21 protein-coding genes, 1 tRNA gene and 1 pseudogene are annotated in these 23,075 nt (G+C 64.3%); 14 read left to right on the plus strand and 9 right to left on the minus strand.

The genetic code is table 11. The annotated features are described in order from the left end of the window. Nucleotides 1-15 precede the first annotated feature (15 nt). A complete protein-coding gene (locus tag C5689_RS12175; RefSeq protein ID WP_244594680.1) occupies nucleotides 16-783 on the minus strand; it encodes a phosphonate ABC transporter ATP-binding protein in 768 nt (255 codons plus the stop codon). A 223-nt stretch (nucleotides 784-1,006) separates the two neighbouring features. On the opposite strand from C5689_RS12175, the pseudogene C5689_RS19120 reads away from it, so the two are divergent. Together C5689_RS19120 and C5689_RS12185 are read left to right on the plus strand one after the other, a co-directional pair. Beyond that, a pseudogene (locus C5689_RS19120) lies at nucleotides 1,007-1,633 on the plus strand (phage portal protein); the annotation flags it as partial. Nucleotide 1,634: 1 nt separating this feature from the next. Then, a complete protein-coding gene (locus C5689_RS12185; RefSeq protein ID WP_244594681.1) occupies nucleotides 1,635-1,964 on the plus strand; it encodes a tyrosine-type recombinase/integrase in 330 nt (109 codons plus the stop codon). A 62-nt stretch (nucleotides 1,965-2,026) separates the two neighbouring features. Here the strand turns inward: C5689_RS12185 and C5689_RS12190 are convergent. Further along, nucleotides 2,027-2,102 (minus strand) — tRNA-Ile (locus C5689_RS12190). 184 nt (nucleotides 2,103-2,286) lie between these two features. On the opposite strand from C5689_RS12190, the gene C5689_RS12195 reads away from it, so the two are divergent. Together C5689_RS12195 and C5689_RS12200 are read left to right on the plus strand one after the other, a co-directional pair. Next, on the plus strand, nucleotides 2,287-3,033 hold the full coding sequence (locus C5689_RS12195; RefSeq protein ID WP_108917543.1) for a proteasome-type protease: 747 nt from the start codon (nucleotides 2,287-2,289) through the stop codon (nucleotides 3,031-3,033). Continuing rightward, on the plus strand, nucleotides 3,030-4,010 hold the full coding sequence (locus tag C5689_RS12200) for an L-threonylcarbamoyladenylate synthase (protein WP_108917544.1): 981 nt from the start codon (nucleotides 3,030-3,032) through the stop codon (nucleotides 4,008-4,010). The genes C5689_RS12195 and C5689_RS12200 overlap by 4 nt, the downstream gene beginning before the upstream one ends. Nucleotides 4,011-4,027: 17 nt before the next feature. On the opposite strand, the gene C5689_RS12205 is transcribed toward C5689_RS12200, so the two are convergent. Continuing rightward, nucleotides 4,028-5,065, minus strand: coding sequence for a C45 family peptidase (locus C5689_RS12205; protein ID WP_166145616.1), 1,038 nt, complete (start codon nucleotides 5,063-5,065; stop codon nucleotides 4,028-4,030). Nucleotides 5,066-5,299: 234 nt separating this feature from the next. Here C5689_RS12205 and pgi point away from each other — a divergent pair, with 234 nt between their 5' ends. After that, complete coding sequence (pgi, locus tag C5689_RS12210) at nucleotides 5,300-6,940, plus strand: glucose-6-phosphate isomerase (protein WP_108917545.1); 1,641 nt, start codon at nucleotides 5,300-5,302, stop codon at nucleotides 6,938-6,940. A gap of 24 nt (nucleotides 6,941-6,964) precedes the next feature. On the opposite strand, the gene C5689_RS12215 is transcribed toward pgi, so the two are convergent. Next, complete coding sequence (locus C5689_RS12215; RefSeq protein ID WP_108917546.1) at nucleotides 6,965-8,098, minus strand: Mu transposase C-terminal domain-containing protein; 1,134 nt, start codon at nucleotides 8,096-8,098, stop codon at nucleotides 6,965-6,967. A 21-nt stretch (nucleotides 8,099-8,119) separates the two neighbouring features. Next, nucleotides 8,120-8,638 (minus strand): transposase, encoded by a 519-nt coding sequence (locus tag C5689_RS12220; RefSeq protein WP_108917547.1) that lies wholly within the window; start codon nucleotides 8,636-8,638, stop codon nucleotides 8,120-8,122. A 1,129-nt stretch (nucleotides 8,639-9,767) separates the two neighbouring features. Between C5689_RS12220 and amoC the strand changes: the two genes are divergently transcribed. From amoC to C5689_RS12240, 4 genes are all read left to right on the plus strand, one after another. Next, a complete protein-coding gene (gene amoC / locus C5689_RS12225; RefSeq protein WP_108917548.1) occupies nucleotides 9,768-10,544 on the plus strand; it encodes a bacterial ammonia monooxygenase, subunit AmoC in 777 nt (258 codons plus the stop codon). 139 nt (nucleotides 10,545-10,683) lie between these two features. Continuing rightward, the gene (gene amoA / locus C5689_RS12230; protein WP_174800257.1) at nucleotides 10,684-11,454 is read left to right on the plus strand and encodes a bacterial ammonia monooxygenase, subunit AmoA; all 771 of its coding nucleotides are present in this window, start codon (nucleotides 10,684-10,686) and stop codon (nucleotides 11,452-11,454) included. A 144-nt stretch (nucleotides 11,455-11,598) separates the two neighbouring features. Continuing rightward, on the plus strand, nucleotides 11,599-12,885 hold the full coding sequence (gene amoB / locus C5689_RS12235) for a bacterial ammonia monooxygenase, subunit AmoB (RefSeq protein WP_174800258.1): 1,287 nt from the start codon (nucleotides 11,599-11,601) through the stop codon (nucleotides 12,883-12,885). A gap of 369 nt (nucleotides 12,886-13,254) precedes the next feature. Then, nucleotides 13,255-13,731 carry a hypothetical protein gene (locus C5689_RS12240; protein ID WP_108917549.1) on the plus strand — a complete coding sequence of 159 codons (477 nt, stop codon included), beginning with the start codon at nucleotides 13,255-13,257 and terminating at the stop codon, nucleotides 13,729-13,731. A gap of 605 nt (nucleotides 13,732-14,336) precedes the next feature. Here the strand turns inward: C5689_RS12240 and C5689_RS18240 are convergent. Both C5689_RS18240 and C5689_RS12245 read right to left on the minus strand, forming a co-directional pair. Beyond that, nucleotides 14,337-15,326: a hypothetical protein gene (locus tag C5689_RS18240; protein WP_158271808.1), complete on the minus strand. Its 990-nt coding sequence runs from the start codon at nucleotides 15,324-15,326 to the stop codon at nucleotides 14,337-14,339. Nucleotides 15,327-15,423: 97 nt separating this feature from the next. Beyond that, entirely contained in the window at nucleotides 15,424-15,852 is a 429-nt protein-coding gene (locus C5689_RS12245; protein ID WP_108917550.1) for a helix-turn-helix domain-containing protein, read from the minus strand. 34 nt (nucleotides 15,853-15,886) lie between these two features. Here C5689_RS12245 and aroA point away from each other — a divergent pair, with 34 nt between their 5' ends. Genes aroA through gluQRS form a run of 3 tightly spaced genes read left to right on the plus strand, consistent with a single transcriptional unit; the run spans nucleotide 15,887 to nucleotide 18,703 of the window. Then, nucleotides 15,887-17,230, plus strand: a complete 1,344-nt coding sequence (aroA, locus tag C5689_RS12250; protein ID WP_108917551.1) for a 3-phosphoshikimate 1-carboxyvinyltransferase — start codon at nucleotides 15,887-15,889, stop codon at nucleotides 17,228-17,230. Beyond that, entirely contained in the window at nucleotides 17,223-17,870 is a 648-nt protein-coding gene (gene cmk / locus C5689_RS12255; RefSeq protein WP_108917552.1) for a (d)CMP kinase, read from the plus strand. Before aroA ends, cmk begins: the two co-directional genes overlap by 8 nt. Before the next feature lie 14 nt (nucleotides 17,871-17,884). Continuing rightward, complete coding sequence (gluQRS, locus tag C5689_RS12260; protein ID WP_108917553.1) at nucleotides 17,885-18,703, plus strand: tRNA glutamyl-Q(34) synthetase GluQRS; 819 nt, start codon at nucleotides 17,885-17,887, stop codon at nucleotides 18,701-18,703. Nucleotides 18,704-18,708: 5 nt separating this feature from the next. Here gluQRS and C5689_RS12265 read toward each other — a convergent pair whose 3' ends face one another. After that, complete coding sequence (locus tag C5689_RS12265) at nucleotides 18,709-19,740, minus strand: AI-2E family transporter (RefSeq protein ID WP_108917554.1); 1,032 nt, start codon at nucleotides 19,738-19,740, stop codon at nucleotides 18,709-18,711. Nucleotides 19,741-19,922: 182 nt separating this feature from the next. Between C5689_RS12265 and C5689_RS12270 the strand changes: the two genes are divergently transcribed. Both C5689_RS12270 and C5689_RS12275 read left to right on the plus strand, forming a co-directional pair. Continuing rightward, nucleotides 19,923-20,150, plus strand: coding sequence for a hypothetical protein (locus C5689_RS12270; protein WP_108917555.1), 228 nt, complete (start codon nucleotides 19,923-19,925; stop codon nucleotides 20,148-20,150). A gap of 25 nt (nucleotides 20,151-20,175) precedes the next feature. Further along, nucleotides 20,176-20,727 carry a hypothetical protein gene (locus tag C5689_RS12275; protein WP_108917556.1) on the plus strand — a complete coding sequence of 184 codons (552 nt, stop codon included), beginning with the start codon at nucleotides 20,176-20,178 and terminating at the stop codon, nucleotides 20,725-20,727. A 4-nt stretch (nucleotides 20,728-20,731) separates the two neighbouring features. Here the strand turns inward: C5689_RS12275 and C5689_RS12280 are convergent, their stop codons facing one another. Further along, nucleotides 20,732-22,765, minus strand: a complete 2,034-nt coding sequence (locus C5689_RS12280; RefSeq protein WP_108917557.1) for a M23 family metallopeptidase — start codon at nucleotides 22,763-22,765, stop codon at nucleotides 20,732-20,734. Nucleotides 22,766-23,075: the final 310 nt, after the last annotated feature.

Below are 23,075 nucleotides of genomic sequence, written 5' to 3' on the forward strand. Positions count from 1 at the left end.
CCTTGCGTAGTGGGCCTATTCCGCGGCGAGCGCGCCGGCTGGACGCTCGACGCCGTAAATTTGGTCGACCGCGTGATCGTCGAGCGCGGCGGGCGGACCGTCGAACACGATGCCGCCATGCCGCACGCCGACGATCCGATCGGCGAAACGGCGCGCGAACTCGACCTGATGCAGGCTGACGATGGCGGTCAGTCCGTCGTCGCAGCAAATGCGGCGCAGATCGCCCAGCATGCGCTCCGCCGAGGCGGGGTCGAGGCTCGCGATGGGTTCGTCGGCGAGAATGATCGACGGCCGTTGCGCCATCGCTCGGGCGATCCCGACGCGCTGCTGCTCGCCGCCGGAGAGCCCGTCGGCGCGGTCGAGCGCGCGCGCCGCCAAGCCGACACGGTCCAGCGCGGCGATTGACAGAAGGCGGTCTCTGCGGCTCGGCGGCAAGATGGTTTGCAGCCAGCTCCACGCGCCCAGCCGGCCGAGCAGCACATTGTCGAGAACCGTCAAACGTCCGATCAGGTGATGCTGCTGGAAGATCATCGCCGTCGAGAGGCGATGCGCGCGCATGGCGAGCGGCTGCTCCAAAGAGCCGATCCCTTTGCGGACGACCGCTCCCTGCGATGGCGGAACGAGGCCGTTGAGCAGGCGCAGGATGGATGACTTTCCAGCTCCGGACGGGCCGAGCAGGACTGTGATCTGTCCTTCGGCGAATTGGATATCGGTCGGGGTCAGCGCCGTTCGTCCGCCGGGGTAGGTAACCGAAGCCTGCTGAAGGCCGAGCAAGTGCGCCACTCCAATCGATGTCTCGAAACCTTTGTTGTTCGATTATTTCGAACAAACTGGCTTCTCGTTTGGAAGTAGCGAAGAGACTTGACGGGTTCGTGACGATCGCCGTTCACGCATATCGAGCCGGTAACCGGTCGCTCGGCGATTTTCCGCAAATGCGCTTTCTCGATTGGATCGAGGTCTGGAGAGATCCGCTTCGGCCGGTTTCATCAGCTTTTCGGCGGCGTCGGTGAGTGGACGAGAAGATCGCCAGCCGAGGCGCTTCCTGAAAGGCTCCGAGCGGCGGCCCGACCTCGATGATGAAGCGAACGCGATCGAGGCCCGCTGGAGGAGAGCTCCGCCGCCCGTAACATGCGCCCGAGTCGCGCGTCGACATGATCGTCGGGATATCCAACTTATTTCGAGCGCCATCGGAACGCTTCCCTTCAGCCTCTTTCGCCATACCGACGCGGGCGGCAAAGAACCCGTGACCGATCATCCGGCCTTCGATCTAGTCGCCGATTCGCCGAACGATTGGACGGCTTCAAGCGACCTTCGCGCCCAACTCGCGCAAGACGCGATGCTGCACGGTGACGCCTACGCATACGCGAACAAGATTGACGGTCGCGTCGTCGAGATCATCCGGCCCGTTCCCGGCTCGGTCACGATGCTTATTAATTATGCGACCGGCGAGCCGAGCTATCGGATTAATCCCGTCGCAGGGCAGGGGAACCTAGACGGGTCGGCCGAGGCCGTGGGCGACGCAGGCGAGTCCCGCGTCCTTCCTTACGACGAAGTGATTCACATTCGCTCGCCGCTTTCCCTCAATGGCGATACCGGCATAGCGCCTATTCAGCACGGCCGCGAAGCCATCGCCCTTGCGCTTACCCTCGAACAGCACGCCGCGCGCCTCTTCGGCAATACGCGACGGCGAGCGCGTTATTGGTCATATCGTCACCTTCAACGGCGAGCCGGTTCAATCAGTAAAGGTTGCTCTCGGTCGCGCGGTGACGCTCGCGAAGCTGGACGCCGGAGTCACGGCCTACACGCTCCGGCACTCTTGCGCGTCATGGCTTGTCACGAAGGGCTTGCCGACCCGCAAGGTCGCGGATTTCCTGGGGACAAGCGAGCAAATGATTATCGAGCATTACGGCCACCTTGCGTCCGACTACCAGGACGAGGCGGCGCTGGCGATCGGCCGAAAGTAAGGTTTCGGTGCGCTAATCGGTGCGGGGCGAAATGAGCGAGTTTTATAAGTTATTGATTTCATTGGTGGGCCGGGCAGGACTCGAACCTGCAACCAGACCGTTATGAGCGGCCGGCTCTAACCATTGAGCTACCGGCCCAGCCGCCGTTTCGGCCGGGGATAGTGTTCCTATAGCGGATTCGCGCCGCGCCGCAACGCCCGATCGAAAATTGGGCGCTCGCCGAATTTCGCGCGGCCAAATCCTTTGCGATGCGCTAAGTTGCGCCCGCCCGCCCTCCGGACGCGCCCGGCGTCGGAACCGGGCGGTAGCTATCGGAGCGGCGATGACCTATTGTTGTGGCATTCTCGTGCGCGGCGGCCTCGTCATGATCGCCGACACCCGCACCAATGCGGGGCTCGACAATATCTCGACCTTCCGCAAGCTCCACGTCTTCGAGCAGCCGGGCGAGCGCGTCATGATGCTCGCCACCGCGGGCAATCTCTCCGTCACCCAGGGCGCCGTCACTCTGCTCGCCGAGGGGCTCGAAAACCCCGAGACGCACGAGATCGAGCGGCTCGTCGACGCGCCCGGCATGTTGGAGGCGGCGCAACTCGTCGGCCGCGCGGTGCGGCGCTCGCACGCCATGGCGGGGGAGGGGGCGGAGGATTCCGGCGTCAGCTTCGATGTGTCACTGTTGTTCGGCGGGCAGATCGGCTCCGGCCCGCTGCGGCTGTTCATGGTCTATACGGCCGGCAATTTCATCGAATGTACGCAGGACACGCCCTATCTGCAGATCGGCGAGCACAAATACGGCAAGCCGATCCTCGACCGCGCTGTCTCTTTCGACACCGACGTGCTCGACGCTCTCAAGATCGGGCTCATCTCGATGGATTCGACGATTCGCTCCAATCTCTCCGTGGGCCTGCCGGTCGATATCGCGCTTTTGCGTCGGGATACGCTGCGCACCGACGTCTCGACGCGCATAGACGGTTCCGATCCTTATTTCCGGGATTTGCGCGAGAGCTGGTCGAGGGCGTTGCGGGCGGCGCATATCGCCATTCCGGCTCCGCCCTATGGCGGGGCGCGATGACGCGCGGCGAGGATGACGCGGCGGGGCGCGCGCCGGCGGGCGAGGAGGCGATCGAGAGAGGCGGGCGAATTTTGCGGGAGGGCGGATTGGTCGCTTTCCCGACCGAGACGGTCTATGGGCTCGGCGCGGATGCGACCTCGGCTGCCGCGGTGGCGAAAATCTACGCCGCGAAGGGACGGCCGAGCTTCAATCCGCTCATCGCCCATGTCGCCGATATCGACGCCGCGCGGCGGGAGGCGGAGCTGTCGCCGGCGGCGCTGCGGCTCGCCGAGGCCTTTTGGCCGGGGCCGCTGACCTTGGTGGCGCCGCGGGCGGCGGGCGGCTCGGTTTGCGAGCTCGCCCGCGCCGGCCTCGAGAGCGTCGCTCTGCGGGCTCCCTCGGCGCCGGTGGCGCGGGCGCTGATTCTGGCGGCGGGGCGGCCCATTGCCGCGCCTTCGGCCAATCGCTCGGGCCATGTCAGCCCGGTGACGGCGGCGCATGTGCTGGGGGATATCGGGCCGAGGGTCGATCTCGTCATCGACGGCGGGCGTGCGGACAAAGGCGTCGAATCGACGATCGTGGCCTTTCTCGGCGCGCGGCCGCGGCTGCTGCGGCCGGGCGCCTTGGCGCGGGAGGCGCTGGAGCAGGTCTTGGGCGCGCCGCTGGAGGGCGAGGGCGGCGCGGCGGCGGTCGTCGCGCCGGGGATGACCGCCTCCCATTATGCGCCAATGGCGCGGCTGCGGCTGGAGGCCGAAGAGCTGCGCGCGGGCGAGGCCGGGCTCGATTTCGGTGGCCGCCTCGCCGAGCGGGGCGGGGAGGGGCCGATCTTGGATTTATCCCCATCCGCCGATCTCGCCGAGGCGGCGGCCAATCTCTTCCTCTATCTGCGTGAGCTGGACGCGGGCGGGGCGCGCGCCGTCGCCGTGGCGCCGATTCCGGCGCATGGGCTCGGCGAGGCGATCAATGATCGGCTGAGGCGCGCGGCCGCGCCGAAGTAATCAGGCGGTACAAGCAATCATGCGGCGAGGGCGGCTGCGCCGTCGCCGAGGCGGAAATCCGCCGTCGCCGGCTCCGGCAGGCTCCGCCAGGGCGCGCATTCATAGCCGCGCGCGGCGAGGCCATCCGCGCGGGCGGAGGTCATCTCGACGACGAGGCGGGTCGTATGATTGAGCACGGGCGGGATCGCCCAGGCGAAGGGTGCGGCGTCGGCCGGGGTTCGCCGCATCAGCGCGCGACGGGCCTCGTTGTTTTCCGGCCCCATGCGGCCGCGCCAGCCGGGGCGCGGCTGCTGCCAATCATTGGCGACGATGACCGGGCCGCGCAGCACATTGGCGTCGCGTTCGGTCCGCTCGATCAGCGCGATCTCCTGCGGCTTCGTTCCGGTCAGCGTGAACAGCACCGGCCGCGCCAGCGGCTCGCGCGCCAGCAGAGCGACCGCCTCCTCGAATGTCGCGCAAGTCTCGAAGGCGTAGCGCAGGAGATGATCCGGCGGCCAGCCGGTCTCACATTTCAGCGCATTGGCGAGATTGAGCGCGAAATCGTAAGGGAAGGCGGCGAGGCCGTCGATGCGGCGGCGCATCGGCGCCTGATTGATCACGGCGGAGAAGCGGCCCGGCGCCATTGCAGTGAGAACGCCGACCGCTCCCGGCCAAGTCACATTGTAGAAGCCGCCCGCCGTCCCGGCGGCCCAGGCGATCTCGACGCCGCGGCCGAGCCCGCGAAAGGGCCAGTCGAGCGAGCGCCGGATCATGGGCGCGCCGTCCGGCCCGACGAAGGCTCGGGTGGTGCAGGCGAAGAGATAGGACATGTTGAGAGTAGCCGCGCCATGGAACCCCAATATCTCGGCGATGCGCTCCAAATCCTCGAAATAGCGGGAGGCGGATTTCTGCAGCCAGGATCGCGCCAGCCGATCGAGCGGCGCGAGACAGACATGGCCCCAGCGCGGCATGGGCGCGAGGCAGGCGTCGCGCAGCGCCTCGGCCGCAGCGATGCGCGCCGTCGCATGGGCGATCGGCCCGCCGTCCCGCACGTCCAGGAAAGGAATTTGCCGCACCGAGGCCCCTCCGTTTGTCATCTGAACGATATAAATCACACATGTAAGTGTCATAATACAGTCAGAAAGCAACAGGCGTATATGGCTGCCGAGGTCGGGCGGCGAATTGATTCGCGCAATTGCGTGCGTCGAGAGCATGTTGCGCCGCAAAGGCGCGCGTTCCGGCGGAAGGCCGAGAAGACAATAACGAAGCGGCGCGCCGCGAGCGTCGCCGTCGTTCCGGGAGGAAATCCAATGTCCCGTCCGCGCGTTCTCGAAGCGATGGCGGCGCTGCAGGAGCGGGCGCGGATTTTGCGCGCCGCGCGCACGCTCGATCTGTTCGCCGCCGATGCCGATCGTTTCGCGAAATTTTCTGTGGCGCTCGACGATTTCCTTTTCGATTTCTCCAAGCATCGCATCGATGGCGAGACTTTGCGTCTTCTCGTCGCGCTCGCCCGCGCCGCCGATCTCGAAGGCGCGCGCGCGGCGCTGTTTTCCGGCGCGCCCATCAATCTCACCGAGGGCCGCGCCGCCGCCCATTGGGCGCTGCGCGATCTCTCGGATCGCCCGCTGATCGTCGGCGGCGAGAATATGCGCGGCGCGATCGAGGCGGAGCGCGAGAAAGTCTACGCCTTTGCGCGCGCGCTGCGCTCGGGCGAATTGCGCGGCGCCGGAGGCGCGCCCTTCACCGATATCGTCAATATCGGCATCGGCGGCTCCGATCTCGGCCCTGCCATGGCCGTGCGAGCGCTCTCGCCTTTCGCCAAAGGACCGCGCGCGCATTTCGTCTCCAATGTCGACGGCGCCGATATGGCGGATACGCTCGCCGGCCTCGATCCGGCGCGCACATTGTTCGTCGTCTCCTCCAAGACATTCACGACACAGGAGACGATGGCAAACGCCGCTCTGGCGCGCGCTTTCATCGTGGAGAAATTGGGGGAGGCTGCGGTGGCGGCGCATTTCGCCGCCGTGTCGACGCGGCTCGACAAGGTCGCAGAATTCGGCGTCGATCCGTCGCACGTCTTCGGCTTTTGGGATTGGGTCGGCGGTCGCTATTCCATCTGGTCGGCCATCAGCCTCTCGCTCGTCATCGCCATCGGCCCGGAGAATTTCACGGAATTTCTACGCGGCGGCTCCGACATGGACGCGCATTTCCGCAGCGCGCCGCTCGAGCACAACATACCGGCGCTGATGGGGCTGATCGGCGTGTTTCACCGCGACGTCGAGGGCAGGGCGGCGCAGGCGATCATTCCCTATGATCAGCGCCTCGCGCGTTTTCCCGCCTATCTGCAACAGCTCGACATGGAGTCGAACGGCAAATCGGTGACGCGCGACGGCGGCGTCGCGGAATTCGCGACAGGACCGATCGTCTTCGGCGAGCCGGGAACCAATGGTCAGCACGCTTTTTTCCAGCTACTGCATCAGGGAACCGACGTCACGCCGATCGATTTCCTCATCGCCGCCGAGCCGATCGACGCCGACGCGCATCATCACGCGCTGCTCTTCGCCAATTGCCTCGCGCAGAGCGAGGCCTTCATGCGCGGGCGCACGCTCGCGGAGGCGAAAGCGCAGCTCGCCGCCGCGGGGCTGGACGCCGCGCGTGTCGAGGCGCTGGCGCCGCACAAGGTGTTCACTGGCGATCGGCCGAGCAGCGTGCTGCTCTATTCGAAGCTCGATCCGCGCACGCTCGGGCGTCTCGTCGCGCTCTATGAGCACAAGGTTTTCGTGCAGTCGGCGATCTGGGACATCAACCCCTTCGATCAATGGGGTGTGGAGCTCGGCAAGGAGCTGGCCAATCGTTTGGCGCCGATCGTCGAGAATAAGAATGCGCCGCTCGATGGGCTCGACGGATCGACGGCGGGGCTCATTCGCCGGCGGCGGGAGAGTGGCGGCTGACGCCGCGAATCTCCCGCTCTCCGTTCAGCGATCGGCGAATGTGAAAGGGCAGGCCTCGGCGCATTTGCGCACGCATAGCGTCGCCGCTTCGCTGGTCACGAAGGAGCGGCCGGCCGAGTCCTCGCATAAGTCGAGGTCGCTCGACGGCGCATCTTCGCAGAGGGGAGAAACGAAAGGCGGAGCAATGGTCGATTCGCGGCGCGTCGTTACCGCACGACGATCGGAGGTCGCGGCGACGGCGAGCGCGCCCAAATCCGATTCGTCTTCGCGCAGCGGCTCGAAACGCCGCATCTCGCGCGCCTTCACGAATCGGCCCGAAGGGCGGCGCAGGAAAATGCGCGAGAGGTCGCGCGGGTCGTAGCGGGCCTCGATGCGCCGGCGCCCGGCCGCGAAATCATCGGCGAGCGCGCGCGACCAATAGAGGCGGCCGAAGAGATGCAGGCCGTCCTCCGCCAGCGCGCCTTCCTCGTCCGGCAGCAGCGACAGGCGGAAATTCACGCAATCGAGCGGCATTCGCAGCAGATCGGAACGCATATGCTTGCGCCACAGCGTCAGCGGCGCACGGCAAAGATCGCGATGCTTGCGGCAATGATAGACGCCGGCGATTTCGGCGGCGAGCCAGCTCTCGAGCTCGCTCAGAGTGAGGCGTTGCGCATGGGGCCCCACATAGAGATCACGCTCGCCGCGCTCCATCGGGCCGACATTGGTGACGAGCGGGATGCAGCCCAGGCGATTGCCGACCAGCTCTTCTATATGCGCGCCATAGCGAGCGCCGGCGGGCTCGCTCCAGATCGTCTCTATGCCCGTCTCGCGGCAGGCGCGCACAAAGGCGCGGCGACCGAAGAAGCTGTTGGAATCGACGTGGATCGTCTCCGGCAATCCGGCGACCGGCCATTCGAAGCCGATTCCGCGCTCCTCCAGCCAGCGCGTCTTCTCGCAGACGGAATGGAGAATGCAAAAGCTCGCCGAAAGCCGCGTGGGCGGCGCCAAAGAAAGCGAGAAGCCCGTCGCCATACGCGTGAAAGCGTCGACGCCGAGCGTGATCCAGGGCCGGCCGATGTCCCGGCCGGCGTCTTCGTCGACGATCATCACATCGACTTTTGCGTGATCGATCTGAACGGCCTCGAGCGGCCGTGTGGCCTCTGATCTCTTCCGCACCTTTGCTCGCCGCTGTTTGCTCTATTCGGTTTCGCTGCGTCGCCGCGTACGCGTCTGAATGTCGATATCGTGCACGCGCGCTTTGATGGTTCGCCAATTGGGCGCCGGCAGCCGCTCCTTCAGGCAACGCTTTGCGATCTCGCGCACGAGCTGGCTGAACTTCGGCCGCGAGGGCTGTAGATAGAAGGTCTCTATGGCGTCGCGAATGAGCGTCTCGCGCGCCGAATCGAGCACGCGCGCGCCCTTGGGACGGCCGACCGGACGCGTCATAGGCGCGGTGACAGCGCCGCAGCTGCGGAAGGTCTTGATCATGCGATAGGCGGTGGCGCGGGAAACGCCGAGATCGCTCGTCAATTTGCGAATGACCTCTTGCGACAGGCGTTCGCCCTCGCGCGTGAGCACCTCGCGAATGACCTCCTCGCGATGGCGATTCTCATCCGGGCGCCGGCTGCGTCTCTCGCGTCCAATCGACGTCTCGAGCTTGCGTTCGGGCGCCGGAGCCAGGCGGGGATGGTCGGGGTCGAGAACATTTCCGCTCATTTCCAGGCGTTCCTCGTGCAGACTGAACCTCGAGCTTCGCGCGCTCGCCCGTTTTGTCGCCGCGCGCGTCGCCGCATGGCACTTTTTCTCATGATTACAAAACCGAAGACAATGTTCGATTTTGCACAGGCTGCACGCCTTCGTGGAGCGAGATCGGCGGGCTCTGCGTCGCCGAGGCCGTGTCTTCGCGCGGCTCGCGGCCCGAAATCCCAAGAAAACCGCGCATTTCGACGAAGTTTCACGGAATTGGAACAGTTCAAAATAGCAAAAGCGGCGACCTCGAATCGAATAGTCGCAGTCTTGCTACATAATGTCGCAGCGTAGAGTTTCGCCGACTCAGTGGATCGCATAACCGTACGTAGTCGTTTGCTCTTCAGGGCGGAGGCGCGGCAAAGGGCTGTGTCCGGGGGCTGCTATGTCCGGGCCGCTCTAGAGCGAGGCCCGGACGAGCGCGCCAAAGCGCGATGCGCGATTCGGTCAGAGATTGAGCGCTCTGTTCACCGTCGGGATGAAGATCGCGAATACGAAGATCGTGACGAGAATCCACAGCACGACCCATTTGAGCTCTTGGACTTTGTGCAGCATGTGAGCTTGCTCCTCCCGTTTTTGATTGGTCGATCGCCGCCTCTCGTGGACGGGCGCGCTCCTCTCTCTTGATCCAAGACGAGCCGAGTCACAATAAGCATATGTGGGCGTCACAATGTCGCAGTACTTAGAAAAGAAATAAATATCACATTTTGATAGCTAGTATCATTCAAATGTGCAGCTAAAATTCTGCAGATAGTCGGGGTGGTCTCATTTTTTATAATATGAAATATCATATTATGACGTCGTATAAGTATTTAATGCAGTATATGCAGCATAATGTCGCATATGTATTCTTTATGATCAATTGACAACTGCTGCGCTCGACATGATAGGTTCCGATGCTGCGAAGAGCTTTCGGGCTCTACTGCAAAGAGGCGCGGCGCGGAAATGGTCCGGCGACCGGCCTCGCGCGCCCGGCGTCGCGCGGCCGAGGGAAAAAGGGTCTCGCGAGGAACCGCGCCATAGGGAGAAGAGGCGTCATACGGGGCGGCGGGAGACCGTCTCGAACCGATGACGTCTTTCAAAGAGGAGGAAAACGACAATGAGCCTGACAACAGAGAAAGCGGCCGGATCCGTCCGGGCCGCTGAGAAAGACACCATCGTCAATTACTGGCCAGCCTATTGGACGATGATCTGTCTCTTCGTCTTCTATGTGGCGATCCGCATTTATGAGCAGTATTTCGGCTGGAAGGCGGGCCTCGATTCTTTCGCTCCCGAATTTCAGACCTATTGGCTCAATCTGATGTGGACCGAGCTGCCGCTCGAATTCATCGCCTTCTGCGGCATCGGCGGCTATCTCTGGAAAACGCGCGACCGCAATATCGACGCTGTCGCGCCGCGCGAGGAGATGCGCCGTCTGCTGACGCTGATCGGCTGGCTCGCGATCTACGCTTTCACCGTCTATTGGGGCGCCTCCTACTTCACCGAGCAGGACGGCACTTGGCATCAGACGGTCATTCGCGACACCGACTTCACGCCGAGCCATATTCTGGAGTTCTACCTCAGCTATCCGATCTACATCATCGCCGGCTGGGGCGCCTTCATGTATGCGCGCACGCGCATTCCGCAATTCGCGAAGAAAATCTCTCTGCCCTTCCTGCTGTTCTTCGCGGGCCCCTTCATGATCTTCCCGAACATCGGCCTCAACGAGTGGGGTCATACCTTCTGGTTCATGGAGGAGCTGTTCACGGCGCCGCTGCATTGGGGCTTCGTGTTCTTCGGCTGGTTCGCGCTCGCCGTCTTCGGCACCGCCTGCCAGGTGCTCGATCGCGTGATCGAGCTCTCCAAGGAATATGAGCAGGACGCCCTTTCTCTCTGATCCCTCGCGCGAAAGCGCGCTCCCTTCCTCTCGGAGCGGCCGTGTCTCTCGCGCGGCCGCGACGGAGGCGGGGCAAGCAGAAAAAACATCCGGCGCGAGATGCGCCGGGGAGGCGACAATCTCGAGGAGCAAAAGCAAAATGTCCATTTCCACAGAGGCCGGCGCGCCCGCCGGAAAGGCATGGAAATCGAAGGAGGAGTTTCTCGGCTGCGTGATGCTGACCGACTGGATTCTCCTCGTCGTTCTATTCGCGGTGGTGCTCGGTTCCTTCCACATCCACTATATGCTGCTCGCCGGCGACTGGGATTTCTGGATCGACTTCAAGGATCGCCGCATGTGGCCGACGGTGGCGCCCATCGTCGCAATGTGCTTCGCCGCCGCGGTGCAATCCTTCCTGTGGCAGAAGTTCCGTCTGCCGATCGGCGCGACGGTGGCGTGCCTCGCGCTGCTCGTCGGCGAATGGATCAACCGCTACGACAATTTCTGGGGCTGGACCTTCTTCCCGATCAATCTCGTGTTCCCGTCGGCGCTCATCCCCATGGGCTTCTGGCTCGACGTGGTGCTGATGATGTCGGGCAGCTGGCTGGTGACGGCGCTGGTCGGCTCCATGGGCTGGGGCCTCTTGTTCTATCCGATCAACTGGCCGGTGCTGGCGCAATATCACCAGTCCGCCGAGATCGACGGCGTGCTGCTGACGCTCGCCGATCTCATCGGCTTCAACTATGTCCGCACGGGCACGCCGGAATATATCCGCATGGTCGAGCGCGGCACGCTGCGCACCTTCGGCAAGGACGTCGTTCCGGTCGCGGCCTTCTTCTCCGCCTTCATTTCCATGCTGATCTACTTCCTGTGGTGGAAGATCGGCACCTGGTTCTCGAACACCAAATATATCGACGCCGACGAAATCTGATCCCGGACATTCGCCAGCGCGAGGCGGACCGGCGCAAATAGCGGCCCGCTTCGCGAAGAGATCGCAAGAATTTCAAGAGGCCTCATCGTCGCAATGGCGGCGGCGCAGCCGAGAAAACAAGGAAAAGGGAGACCGATCGAAATGATGAACAAGCTCCTCGCGACACTGGCGGGATGCGTGAGGCCGCGGGCGCTGCGCGCTCTGGCCTTCGGCCTCGCCGCGGCGATCGCCGCCACCACTCTGCCGGCGGCCACGCCCGCCGCCGCGCATGGCGAACGCTCGCAGCAGGCCTTTCTGCGTATGCGCACGCTCAACTGGTACGATGTGAAATGGTCGAAGACCGAGGTCAACGTCAACGAAGAGATGGTGCTGTCCGGCAAGGTGCACGTCTTCTCCGGCTGGCCGCAGGCCGTCGCCAAGCCGGACGTCGCCTTTTTGAACGTCGGCGAGCCGGGCCCGGTGCTGATCCGCAAAGGCGCCTATGTCGGCGACGTGCCGGCGCCGCGCTCCTTCTCGCTGCAAGTCGGCAAGGACTATGAGTACAAGCTGGTGCTCAAAGCCCGCCGGCAAGGGCGTTTCCACGTCCATGTGCAGGTCAATGTCGAAGGCGGCGGACCCATCGTCGGCCCCGGCGAGTGGATCACCATCAAGGGCGACATGGCGAATTTCACCAATCCGGTGACTTTGCTCGACGGCTCGACCATCGATCTCGAGACCTATGGCATCACCTGGACCTACATCTATCATTTCGCATGGATGGCGGCCGCCGCGGTCTGGATCCTCTACTGGTTCATGACCAAGGGCCTCATCGTGCGCTATTGGTGGGTGAAGGCCGGCAAGGCCAATGATCTCATCACCACGCGTGAGAAGCGCATCGGCGGCCTGTGGCTGGCGGCCTCCATGCTGGCGGTTCTGTTCGGCTACGCCTGGGCCAATAGCGCCTTCCCGCGCACTCTGCCGATGCAGGCCGGCCTGCTGAAGGGCATCGACCCGATTCCGCTGCCTCCGGCCACTGTGACGGCGCAGTTCAAGGGCGGCTCCTATACGGTCCCCGGCCGCGAGCTGTCGGTGAAGCTGCGGGTGACCAATAATGGAACCGAGCCGGTGAAGATCGGCGAATTCACCACGGCGGGCCTGCGCTTCCTCAATCCCGCGGTGTTCACCACGCGGCCGCAGTTCCCCGAATATCTGCTCGCCGATCGCGGCCTTTCGGTCAGCGACGAGACGCCGATCGCCCCCGGCGAAACCCGCGATCTGACGGTCATCGTCCAGGACGCCCGTTTCGACATCGAGCGCCTTTCGGACCTCGCCTACGACACGGACAGCCAATTCGGCGGCCTGCTGTTCTTCTTCAGCCCGTCGGGCAATCGCGTCGGCGTCGAGATCGGCGGCCCGGTGATCCCGCGCTTCGCGGCCGGAGCGACGCTCTGAGCCGAAAATAACTTCACGCGGTTCTCTTCACTCTTCTCCGCGTGTTGGTGTGAAACTTCCTCCCCCGCCCGGTTCGTCCGGGCGGCTTTTTTTTGGCTCGAGGATTGGGGATCGGGGCAGGGCGCTCGGGTGAAGGTTTCCTCATCCTGAGGAGCCGCGAAGCGGCGTCTCGAAGGACGAGGGAACCTTCCTGCGCGGCCATCTGGAGCTCCCCCTCGCGCTTCGAGACGCGCCCTTCGGGCGCTCCTCAGCATGAGGGGGAGGATTATTGTCTTTCATCCGATCGTTCTGGGGATCGGGCATGGCGCTTGCGTGCGGAGAGCGCGTCTCGGCCTCCGCCGGGACAGCCGAGCATTTTGCAGGGTCGCGATGCACGAGCACGAGCGAGCCGGGGACGTCCGCGCCGTTCCGGCGCAATTATTGGATCGCGGCTTTCGGCTGCTGGCGCTGCGAGAGTTTCGCGCGGCCGATCAGCCGCCGGCCATCGCTTTGATTCGGCAGACTATTTTGCGCGATGTGCATCGCGTTCATCGCCATGGCGTCTCTTTCGGCTGCACCTTTCTGCCGCAGATCATGCAATGGCTGATCGAGCTGCTCGGCCGTCCCTCGCTGCATCCGCCGGATTATCCGGCGAGTCCCGCCTATCGCAACCCGGCCTGGCCGTCCTTTCATTGGCGCCCGGAGAGCCGGCTGTGGGAGGAGGGCGTCGAGACGGTGGAGTGGCATGTCGATGTGATCTTCGCCGATTCCGCGTCTTTCGACGCTTTCACGGCGCGCTGGCGCGACCGTCTGACCGGAGGCGGCGCACCGAGCGACGCCGGAGACGGGTCGAAGGCCGCGCTCTGACGCGCGCCCTCGGCTTTCGGAGGCGGGCGTAGGCTGCTAGGAACAAATTCAGCTCGCGCGGGCGCGCCCCGGCGCCTCGCGGCGGCGGGGAGGGAAGGGCGGTTCGGGACGCTCCGGCCCCTTCGGCCGGTGCGCGAGGAAATCATCCGGGGCCGGAGCGTCCCGAAACGCGGTTGTCGTTCTCGTCGACATCCGGAGGCTTGGTCGAACCCGCGAATCCTGGGATTTCTCGATCAAGACGCGATCGAGTCCGACGGCCTTGGATCACGGAGCGGTTCTTTTTTCTCCCTATGGACGGGAGAAGAACGCCGTCCGGCGACGCGCTGCCTGTCCATGGATGGGGGTCGCCATCCCGGATGGAGCCGCCCCCCGCCCGCGCTCCCTGACCCGAGAAACGCGCCCTTCATGGGCGGAGGTGGGAGGGATATAGGAATATTTTCATTGTGTGTCAAGGGGCGCTGTTCAGGCGGGCCGGTTTAGTGGACGTTCGCGGAAGCTGGGCGACTTTGAACAGAAGCGACGCTCGACTTTCGCACGTATCTTTTGCACGATCCAACCCATTGAAAATTTGGGTGTGCGGCGACCGTGCAAAAGTCTTAATCTCTCTAAAGCCCAAGCTTCTTTGTGCTGAGGCGAGGTAACGTAAAACGTGCCATGCCATCTCTAACACGAGCTTTCTGATCAATATCTTGGTGCATTTCCTCAAAATCTGTCATCGCTTGCTGTATCTGAGCCGTCAGATCAATTGCTGTTGGAAGAAACCCTTCGTGAACAAAACTTTCTACTAGTTGAGAATCTGGCACTGGTGCACCGGCCGCGACCGACGCGGCTTTAGATGTGTAATTTATCACAGCCTTTGCTGACGTTAGTGACAAAAGTTTTTGAAGTTGAAGCTCAATCCGATCAATTATATGCCCGGGGCTACGCAAGGCTCCCAATCCAAAGTGCAACTTTGAGAGGGCTCTATACTCCTCTGTGAGAATCAGCTCTCCAAGACGCCTCGCCTTTTCAGCAGGCTCTGTAGAGATCACATTAGGCGAAGCAATTTCAACAGACTTATAGACAGACAGTGCGGCAATAAGAGAGGCAACTTTAATTCTGTTGTCCGACGACCGAAGCTGCATAAGCGTTTTTTGAAGGCTTACAACAAACGTATCAATATTAAAATGAATATGCGCTTTAAGAAAAAACGCTTCAAGAAATAATGTTAATCCACTGTGTGCAGCCATCACCGGTTTCGCGTCGCTATTATTTAGCTCTAGAGAGTAAGCTCCATGCTTATAAATAATACCTGTCTCGCCAAAAATATTGTCAAAAAACGCGTCTGATACGTTTTGAGCCCGTTTAGCAACATCAGAAATGTGAACATAGCTGCGAATTGATTCAGGAATATCCGCAATTGTGTCCGCGTATCTCCACGCATCGGCAATGTAAACTTCTAAAGCGCCAGCTGACACCATTTGTTCTAGAAGATACGGAAGTAAAACACCCGTAACGCGGTAGCCACGCCCTTCTCCGGGCCCATAACTGGACATTACAACGACACTAGGAAGGATAAGTCGTCCGGCTTTTGCGCCCATGCGTTCATTATCCAAAAGTTCTGAGACTCTTTGAGAGAGGCCTTGCCGTAGCGCGTAAGGCCTCGTTTTACGCCTCAAAACGTCTCAGAAGTCCGCGCCAAGCGACTGTGGTTCATTTGGAAATGTTATTCGCAGTCCGCGCAGCGGGCAAGTAGCGGTAGAGCGTTGCTGGGGACACGCCGAGGCGTTCGGTAACTTCAGCGACAGTGATGTCGGGATTGGCGAGAAGCGTCCTCGCAGCCTGAAAATCGTTTCGCGTCCTGCGTCCTTGAGGGGCGAGATTTTGGTCGAGCGTGGAAACGCAAGCGTATTCGATGTGATATCCCGCTCGGTGAATTTCGTCATCCTTTCTCGTACACGGATGGCGCTTCGGCTGGCCGCCCACGGGCTGCGCGCGCTTTTTTCGAGAGGCGGCCTTCTTCAACAATGTCTGCGCCTCAGCCTGAATTCGGAACCCTGGGGGCAGGGGCTCGCGGCCGCCCGCCCACGGCATTTGTGACGCGGCGGCGCGCGTTGTATATGCCGAAGCCGCGCGGGCCATGGGAAACGGCGCCGCGGCCGGAGATCGAGCCAGATTGCACACCGACGCCGAACATTCCCCCTCGCCGCTCAGCGCCTTGCGCGCGCGGCTCTCGGGACGTTGCCGCCCGCCCGGCGATAAGTCCGTCTCGCATCGCTCGCTGATCCTGGGGACGCTGGCGGTCGGCGAGACGCGCGTCGAAGGGCTGCTCGAGGGCGACGACGTTCTGCGCACCGGCGAAGCCTGCCGCAAGCTCGGCGCGCGGATCGAGCGGCTCGGGCCGGGGAGCTGGAGCGTGCGCGGGCCGGGCCTCGGCTCGCTGCTGGAGCCGCGCGAGACGCTGGATTTCGGCAATGCCGGCACTGGCTCGCGGCTGATGATGGGCGTCGTCGGCGGCCATCCGATCAAAGCGCGCTTCGATGGCGACGCCTCGCTGCGCAAGCGGCCGATGCGCCGCATTCTCGATCCGCTGGTCCTGCAGGGCGCCCGCGTGCTGGAGCAGGCGGAGGGCGGCCGCTGCCCCATTCTGCTGCAGGGAACCGCCGAGCCTCTGCCGATCGAATATAAGACGCCGGTGGCCTCGGCGCAGATCAAATCCGCCGTGCTGCTGGCCGGGCTGAATTCGCCGGGCCGCACTGTGGTCATCGAGACCGAGGCCTCGCGCGACCATACGGAAAAAATGCTGATCCATTTCGGCGCCCGCGTCGTCAGCGAGCCTTATGGCGAGCATGGGCGCAAGGTGACGCTGGAGGGAAGGCCCGAGCTGCGCCCGAGCCAGGTGCGCGTGCCCGCCGATCCGTCCTCCGCGGCCTTCCCCATTGTCGCGGCGCTGATCGCCGAAGGCTCGGAGATCGTGGTCGAAGGGGTGATGACCAATCCGCTGCGCTGCGGGCTCCTCACCACGCTCGCCGAGATGGGCGCGAGGATCGCGCTCGAGAACGTCCGAGAGGAGGGCGGCGAGGAGGTCGCCGATATTCGCGTCACCGCCTCGCGCCTCGCGGGCGTGGACGTTCCGGCGGCGCGCGCGCCGTCGATGATCGACGAATATCCGATCCTGGCGGTGGCCGCCGCTTTCGCCGAGGGCGAGACGCGCATGCGCGGGCTCTCCGAGCTGCGGGTGAAGGAGTCGGATCGTCTCGAGGCGATCGCCGCCGGGCTGAAGGCCAATGGCGTCGATTGCGAGATCATCGGCGACGATCTCATCGTGCGCGGCGGCGCCGGCCGCGTGAAAGGCGGGGGAAATGTCGAGACGCATCTCGACCATCGCATCGCCATGAGCTTTCTCGTCATGGGGCTCGGCGCCGACGCGCCTGCGGTGGTGGACGACGATCGCATGATCGCCACGAGCTTTCCGAATTTTCGCGCCCTGATGGAAGGGCTGGGGGCTCGCTTTGCCTGAACGGGGACTTGTCATCGCCATAGACGGGCCGGCGGCCTCGGGGAAGGGCACGCTGGCGCGCCGGCTCGCGGCGCATTTCGGCCTGCCGCATCTCGACACGGGCCTGCTCTATCGCGCCACCGCCTGCGCGCTGCTCGACGATGGGCGGCCGCTCGACGATATTCGCGCCGCGGTGGAGGCGGCGCGCGGCCTCGCGCTCTGCGATTTCGACGAGGCGCGGCTGCGCTCGCGCGAATTGGGCGAGGCCTCCTCCGTCGTCGCCGCCATTCCGCAGGTGCGCGCGGCGCTGATCGAGATGCAGCGCAGCTTCGCGTCGCGCTCGGAAGGCGCGGTGCTGGACGGGCGCGACATAGGCACGGTGATCTGCCCCGACGCTGTGGTGAAAATCTTCGTCACCGCCAGCGCCGAGAAGCGCGCGCAGCGCCGCGCGCTGGAGCTGGCCTCGCGCGGCGAGCGTGTCGATTACGCGCATATTCTCGAGGATATCCGCCGGCGTGACGAGCGCGACAGCGGCCGCAGCTCGGCGCCGCTGAAAATCGCCGATGACGCCACGCGGCTCGACACCACCGATCTCGACATAGAGGAAGCCTTCGCGGCCGCCTGCGCGATCGTGCAGGAGAAGGCGGCGCTCGCCGGCTGACGCGGAACGCGCGAATGAGCGGGGACGGGACGAGAAAAATCTTTCGCTTCGCGCCGTCGCCGAACGGCTATCTCCATCTCGGCCACGCTTTCTCTGCGCTGCTCGATTTCGATCTCGCGCGCCGCGAGGGCGGCCGTTTCCTGCTGCGCATAGAGGATATCGACGCCGGAAGGGCGCGGCCGCAGTTCGAGGCCGCGATCTATGAGGATTTGGCCTGGCTCGGCCTCTCCTGGGAGGAGCCGGTCCGCCGCCAGTCCGAGCATCTCGAGGACTACGCCGCGGCGCTCGCAGAGCTCGACGCGCTGGGCCTACTCTATTCGTGCGTGTGCTCGCGCGCCGACATCGCCCGCTCGAGCATTGGGCGCGATCTCGACGGCGCGCCGCTCTATCCTGGAACCTGCCGCGGCAAGGGGCTCGCGCGCGCCGGCGCCAATCTGCGGCTCGATATGGCCAAGGCCGCGGCTCTCGTCGGCGGCGAGGTCTCCTGGCGCGAGCATGGAAAGGTGATCGTCGCCCCGCCGCAGGATTGGGGCGACGTCGTGCTGGGGCGCAAGGATATAGGGACGAGCTATCACATCGCCGTCGTGGTCGATGATGCGCTCCAGGGCGTCACCGATGTCGTGCGGGGCAGGGATCTCTTCGAGGCGACCCGCATTCAGCGGCTGCTGCAGGAATTGCTCGGCCTGCCGGCGCCGGCCTATCGCCATCATGCGATGGTGCTGGACGAGGACGGTCGCAAGCTGGCCAAGAGCCGGCTCTCCAAGCCGTTGCGGGAGCTGCGGGCGGAGGGCGCGACGCCGGCCGATGTGCGAGCCATGGTCGGGCTGGCGTGAGACCCTCAATCCTTGTCCGGCGGTCCTTTGTCGGAGAGGAGCGCGGCGACCCAGCGGCTCGATGGAAATTGCTCGCAGAGCGTCAGAAAAGCGATGGCGATCGGCACGCCGATGAAGGCCCCCGGCAGGCCCCAGAGGAAGGTCCACAGCAGCACGGAGAAGACGACGACCGTCGGCGACATTGCGAGCGCCGAGCCCGAAAAGGCCGGCTCCAGCCCGCTGCCGATGACGAGCTGGACCATGCTCAGAACGCCGAGCACGAGAAGCGCGGCATGGCCCGAGTCGAATTGCGCATAGGCGAAGAGGGCGGGCAGCAACGTCGCCACCGCAGGGCCGATATAGGGCAGATAATTCAAGGCGAAGGTGAGCACGCCCCAGGCCGCCGCGCGATCGAGGCCGATCGCCAGCGCGAACAGAAAGACGAGGGCGCCGGTGGCGAGGCTCGCCGCAGTGCGCACCATCATGTAGCGGCGCAGCTTTTGAGCGATGCTGGCCCCGGCGTGAAGCAGCGAGCGCGCCGTCTCCTCGCTGCGCGAGGCGGCGAGCTTCTTCTCGAATCCGCCGGCTTCGGCGAGGCCCATGATCACATAGATCAGCACCACCAGAGCAAAGCCGATGAATATGTTGATCCGCGTCGCCGCGGCGCGGATCATCGCCAGCACCCAAGCCGCGCTGAAATGCTCCGTGACCAGCGACGCGACGAAAATATCGTGCGCCTCCAGCCATTTGGTCGCATTTTCGAATGAGGTTTTCACGCGCTCGACATTGTGGATGAACCAATCGACGATCTCGCCGCCGCTCCACACGATGAGCGAGGACAGAGCGATCATCACGGCCAGCGCGATGAGAATGCTGAGGAGCAGCGCCACCGGCCGCGGCGTCATCGTCTGCAGCCATTGCTGCAAGGGCCAGATCAGCGCGATGATGAATAGCGCGAAGACGACCGGCTCCAGCACGGACTGGCCGATCGAGAAAGCCGCCAACATCACGAATGCGATGACGATGACCGCCGCCGTATCGGCCGCTCGCTCTCCCATCGCTTCCCCCTTTGTCGCGAGCGCAGACGCTCTCGGGGACAGGTAGAGCGCCGCCGTCTTTCGAAAACGTCTCCTGCGAAGCCTCACGGCGATAAAGCTCTGCGCCGAAGGCGGCGCGATTGCCGCGCGCGCGCCGCGCGCTAATTGGCGTCGAGCCTTTTGGATGAATTGGAGAAGCGACCATGGACAGTGAGACCGAGACTTGCTCGCGCCGCGCCTTCGTCATGGGATTGCTGGCGGCGCTCGTCGCATCGCCGCTCATCGCCGGGCCCTCGGAGGCGCAAGCGCAGGAGCGGCAGTTCGTGCGCCCGTCCCATACGCCGCATGTCGCGATCCCGCGCAGCCATGTGCGCGGCCCGCGCACGCATCGCAGCCTCTTTCGCGTGCGGCGGCGCGTTCCTGTCCGGTGAGGCGCAATTAGGGTAGGGGGTCGAGATGAACGATTATAGCGTCGCGCCGGAATTCGGAGAGCAGGCGGTCGTGGCGCGTATCGGCTCCTGGCTGAAACGCAAGGCGCCCTATCTCATCGTCCTGGTTCTGGCGATATTCGGCGTCGCCTATACGAGCCTCGCCCAGCAGCCTCTCTATGGCTATTGGGAGTTTCTCGGCGTCGCCATCGGCGTCGCTTGCGTCGCGATCGGCTGGCGTCAGGCGAGCGACCGCGGCGCGCGTTTCGCGCTGGCGCGCACGCAGGCGCTGCATTGGGCGGCGTTTCTCGTCGCCATGAACATTGTTCTATGGCCGAGCGTGAACAGCTTCCTCAATGCGCCGGCGACCGGGCTCGCTCTGCTGCTGCTGCTGGCGCTCGGCACTTTCGTCGCCGGGATTCATGTCTCCTTCGACATCGCCGTGCTCGGCCTCGCCATGGCGCTCGCCGTGCCGGCCATCGCCTGGTTCAAGCAATCGGCGCTGTTCCTGATCCTCGGCGTCATCGTGCTCGGCGCTTTCGCCGCCGCCCTGTGGCGACGCGGCGACGCTTCGGCGTGAGCCTTCAGCGCCCCTGCTGCGTGGCGATGCGGGGATTGTTCGGCGCCTTGGCGATCAGCTGATCGATACGGTCCCGTTCGCGCTTGAAATCGGCGAGCAGGCGGCCGTCGAACTCGCGCGTGCGCGCCAGCTTGACGCGCATCGGATCGACGAAATGACCGTTGACCATCACCTCATAATGGAGATGCGGGCCGGTCGAGAGGCCGGACGAGCCCAAAAATCCGACGATTTGGCCCTGCTTGATGCGGGTGCCCTCGCGAATCCCGCGCGCGAAGCCGGACATGTGATTGTAGGCGGTCGAATAGCCGTTGGCGTGCTGGATCTCGACGCGGCGGCCGTAGCCGCTGTGCCATCCGGCCTCCACCACCACGCCATTGCCGGCCGCCAGAATGGGCGTGCCGATCGGCGCCGCCCAATCGACGCCCGTATGCATCTTGTAATAGCCGAGGATCGGATGGCGGCGCATTCCGAAGCCGGATCGCGTCTCGCCCGCGGCGATCGGCTTGCGCACCAGGAATTTGCGGCTCGAGCGGCCGTTCTCGTCGTAATAATCGACGAGACCGTCGTCTCCGGTCTGATAGCGATAATAGCGCAACGTCTCGTTGCGCGTGGTGATGGATGCGTAGAGCAGGGCTTCGCGCCCCGAGCCTTCCTCGTTCTCGTCATAGAGGACGTCGAGCGAATCGCCGCCATTGACGCCGCGCTGCAGATCGAGATCGCTGGCGAAAATGCGGACGAGCTCATTGATGATGGGGCGCGGAATATCCTGCTTCAGCGCTGTTTCGTAGAGCGAATCATAAAGGCGCATAGCGCCGGGATCGTCGTCCCTTTCGCCGCCGTCCTCGTCTATGCTCGCCGCGCCGCGCCGGCCGACCTTGGCCAGATTGGCCGGCGCCGTCACCTGGAGGAAGGCCCCGCGGTCGGTCGCCGCCACCATGGTCTCCAGCCGGTCGTCGGCATAGATGGAGATGCGGGCGAGCTGCAGATTGGCGCCGGAGGCGTCGAAATCAGCGAACAGCAGCTTGATCCTCTGGCCCTCGCGCGCCGCGGTCTCGACGCGCTTGCCGCCGAAGGCCGCCGCGACCGCGCCGATCGTCGCCTTGGGCACGCCATTGGCGACGAGCGCGTCGACGAGAGTCTCGCCGCGACGCAGCACGATGAGCTTCTCGTCCATCTGCGTCGGCTGCGGCCCTGCCGAGCGGGGCGCGATGGTGACGTTTTCCGGCACCATGCGCACTTCTATGGCCGAGAAGGGCGCCGTGACCGAAGGGGCTCCGGTCGTGGCGTAGGCGAGGGCCTGCGGATCGAGGGAGGCGCGGCTGGTGCGCGACAGCAGCAATTGCCCGGGGAGGGGCAGCGCCGCCTTGGCGCCGGCCGCGAGCTGCGTCTTCGCCTGCTCGGCGACCTGCGCCCGACATTCCTCGAGCGACAGCGCCGCGCTCTGCCGCTCGGTCTCGTCGCTCGCGAAATCGCGGGTGACGAAAGACACCTCGGCGTCGTCGGGCGCTATCTCCGGCTCTGCCGCGCTATCGGTGGCGTTGCGGGAGTCCGCCAGCAGCTTCAGCGGATTGAAGGCGGGCACTTCCTCGGCGAAACTTGTCGGCGCCAGCGTCAGCGTCGTCGCCACATGCGTATAGGCGCGCGTGCGCATCACTTCTTTGTCGCCGGCGCGGGCCGTCGTCGTCGTCTTGAACGTCTGCTTGGCCGCGATAATATCCACCGCGCGCAAAATTCGGTCGCCCTTCTTGGGATTGACGACCTGACCGTCCCTCTCGTCCTTGCGCCCGATCTGCGCGCGGGTCGGCGCCTCGGCGAAACGGGACTGATGGTCGAGCGCCGTATAGGCCGCCGAACTGATGAGCAGAGCGCCGGAGAGGCCGGTGAGCACAGTGCCGGACAGCCAGCGGACGGAAACGCGACGGCGGTCGAGCGGCGAGTGTCGCTGGCCGTCCGCTTCTATGGCTGGCTGATCGCCGAGGTCGGTCCAATCGACCTCCGCCAGAGCGTGAGCGAGGCGCCTATTCGCATCGAGGGGCATTGAGTGGCGGCCGATCCGTTTTCGGGTTCGATAAACGACTGAGACGCGGAGCGCTTCGATGGGCGGCTTCGGGAGCGGCTCCCGAAGCTGCAAAACGAAGCCTGCGCATTATGGCCCAATTGCGGCGCTGAAGTTATCCACCGACGAATCGCCCGGATTTCCTAGGGTTTATGGCTTCGACGACGGTTTCGTGAAAATTCTCGAAACCGCTTGTTGACAGTTCGGAGGGGGTGGCCCTATAAAGCGGCCATCGACGGCGGCGCTGCCAACGAGCAGCGAACGAAGTCGCTTCTTCGTCTTCTAGCGGAGT

The organism is Methylosinus sporium (assembly GCF_003113265.1).
GTDB classification, from domain to species: domain Bacteria; phylum Pseudomonadota; class Alphaproteobacteria; order Rhizobiales; family Beijerinckiaceae; genus Methylosinus; species Methylosinus sporium.

Excerpts from the sequence above, each read along its gene's own strand:
- C5689_RS12195 (WP_108917543.1), top strand. The coding sequence starts at position 2,287 with ATGACCTATTGTTGTGGCATTCTCGTGCGCGGCGGCCTCGTCATGATC.
- C5689_RS12200 (WP_108917544.1), top strand. The coding sequence starts at position 3,030 with ATGACGCGCGGCGAGGATGACGCGGCGGGGCGCGCGCCGGCGGGCGAG.
- pgi (WP_108917545.1), top strand. The coding sequence starts at position 5,300 with ATGTCCCGTCCGCGCGTTCTCGAAGCGATGGCGGCGCTGCAGGAGCGG.
- C5689_RS12220 (WP_108917547.1), bottom strand. The coding sequence starts at position 8,638 with ATGAGCGGAAATGTTCTCGACCCCGACCATCCCCGCCTGGCTCCGGCG.
- amoC (WP_108917548.1), top strand. The coding sequence starts at position 9,768 with ATGAGCCTGACAACAGAGAAAGCGGCCGGATCCGTCCGGGCCGCTGAG.
- amoA (WP_174800257.1), top strand. The coding sequence starts at position 10,684 with ATGTCCATTTCCACAGAGGCCGGCGCGCCCGCCGGAAAGGCATGGAAA.
- amoB (WP_174800258.1), top strand. The coding sequence starts at position 11,599 with ATGAACAAGCTCCTCGCGACACTGGCGGGATGCGTGAGGCCGCGGGCG.
- C5689_RS12240 (WP_108917549.1), top strand. The coding sequence starts at position 13,255 with ATGCACGAGCACGAGCGAGCCGGGGACGTCCGCGCCGTTCCGGCGCAA.
- C5689_RS12245 (WP_108917550.1), bottom strand. The coding sequence starts at position 15,852 with ATGGCCCGCGCGGCTTCGGCATATACAACGCGCGCCGCCGCGTCACAA.
- gluQRS (WP_108917553.1), top strand. The coding sequence starts at position 17,885 with ATGAGCGGGGACGGGACGAGAAAAATCTTTCGCTTCGCGCCGTCGCCG.
- C5689_RS12265 (WP_108917554.1), bottom strand. The coding sequence starts at position 19,740 with ATGGGAGAGCGAGCGGCCGATACGGCGGCGGTCATCGTCATCGCATTC.
- C5689_RS12270 (WP_108917555.1), top strand. The coding sequence starts at position 19,923 with ATGGACAGTGAGACCGAGACTTGCTCGCGCCGCGCCTTCGTCATGGGA.
- C5689_RS12275 (WP_108917556.1), top strand. The coding sequence starts at position 20,176 with ATGAACGATTATAGCGTCGCGCCGGAATTCGGAGAGCAGGCGGTCGTG.
- C5689_RS12280 (WP_108917557.1), bottom strand. The coding sequence starts at position 22,765 with ATGCCCCTCGATGCGAATAGGCGCCTCGCTCACGCTCTGGCGGAGGTC.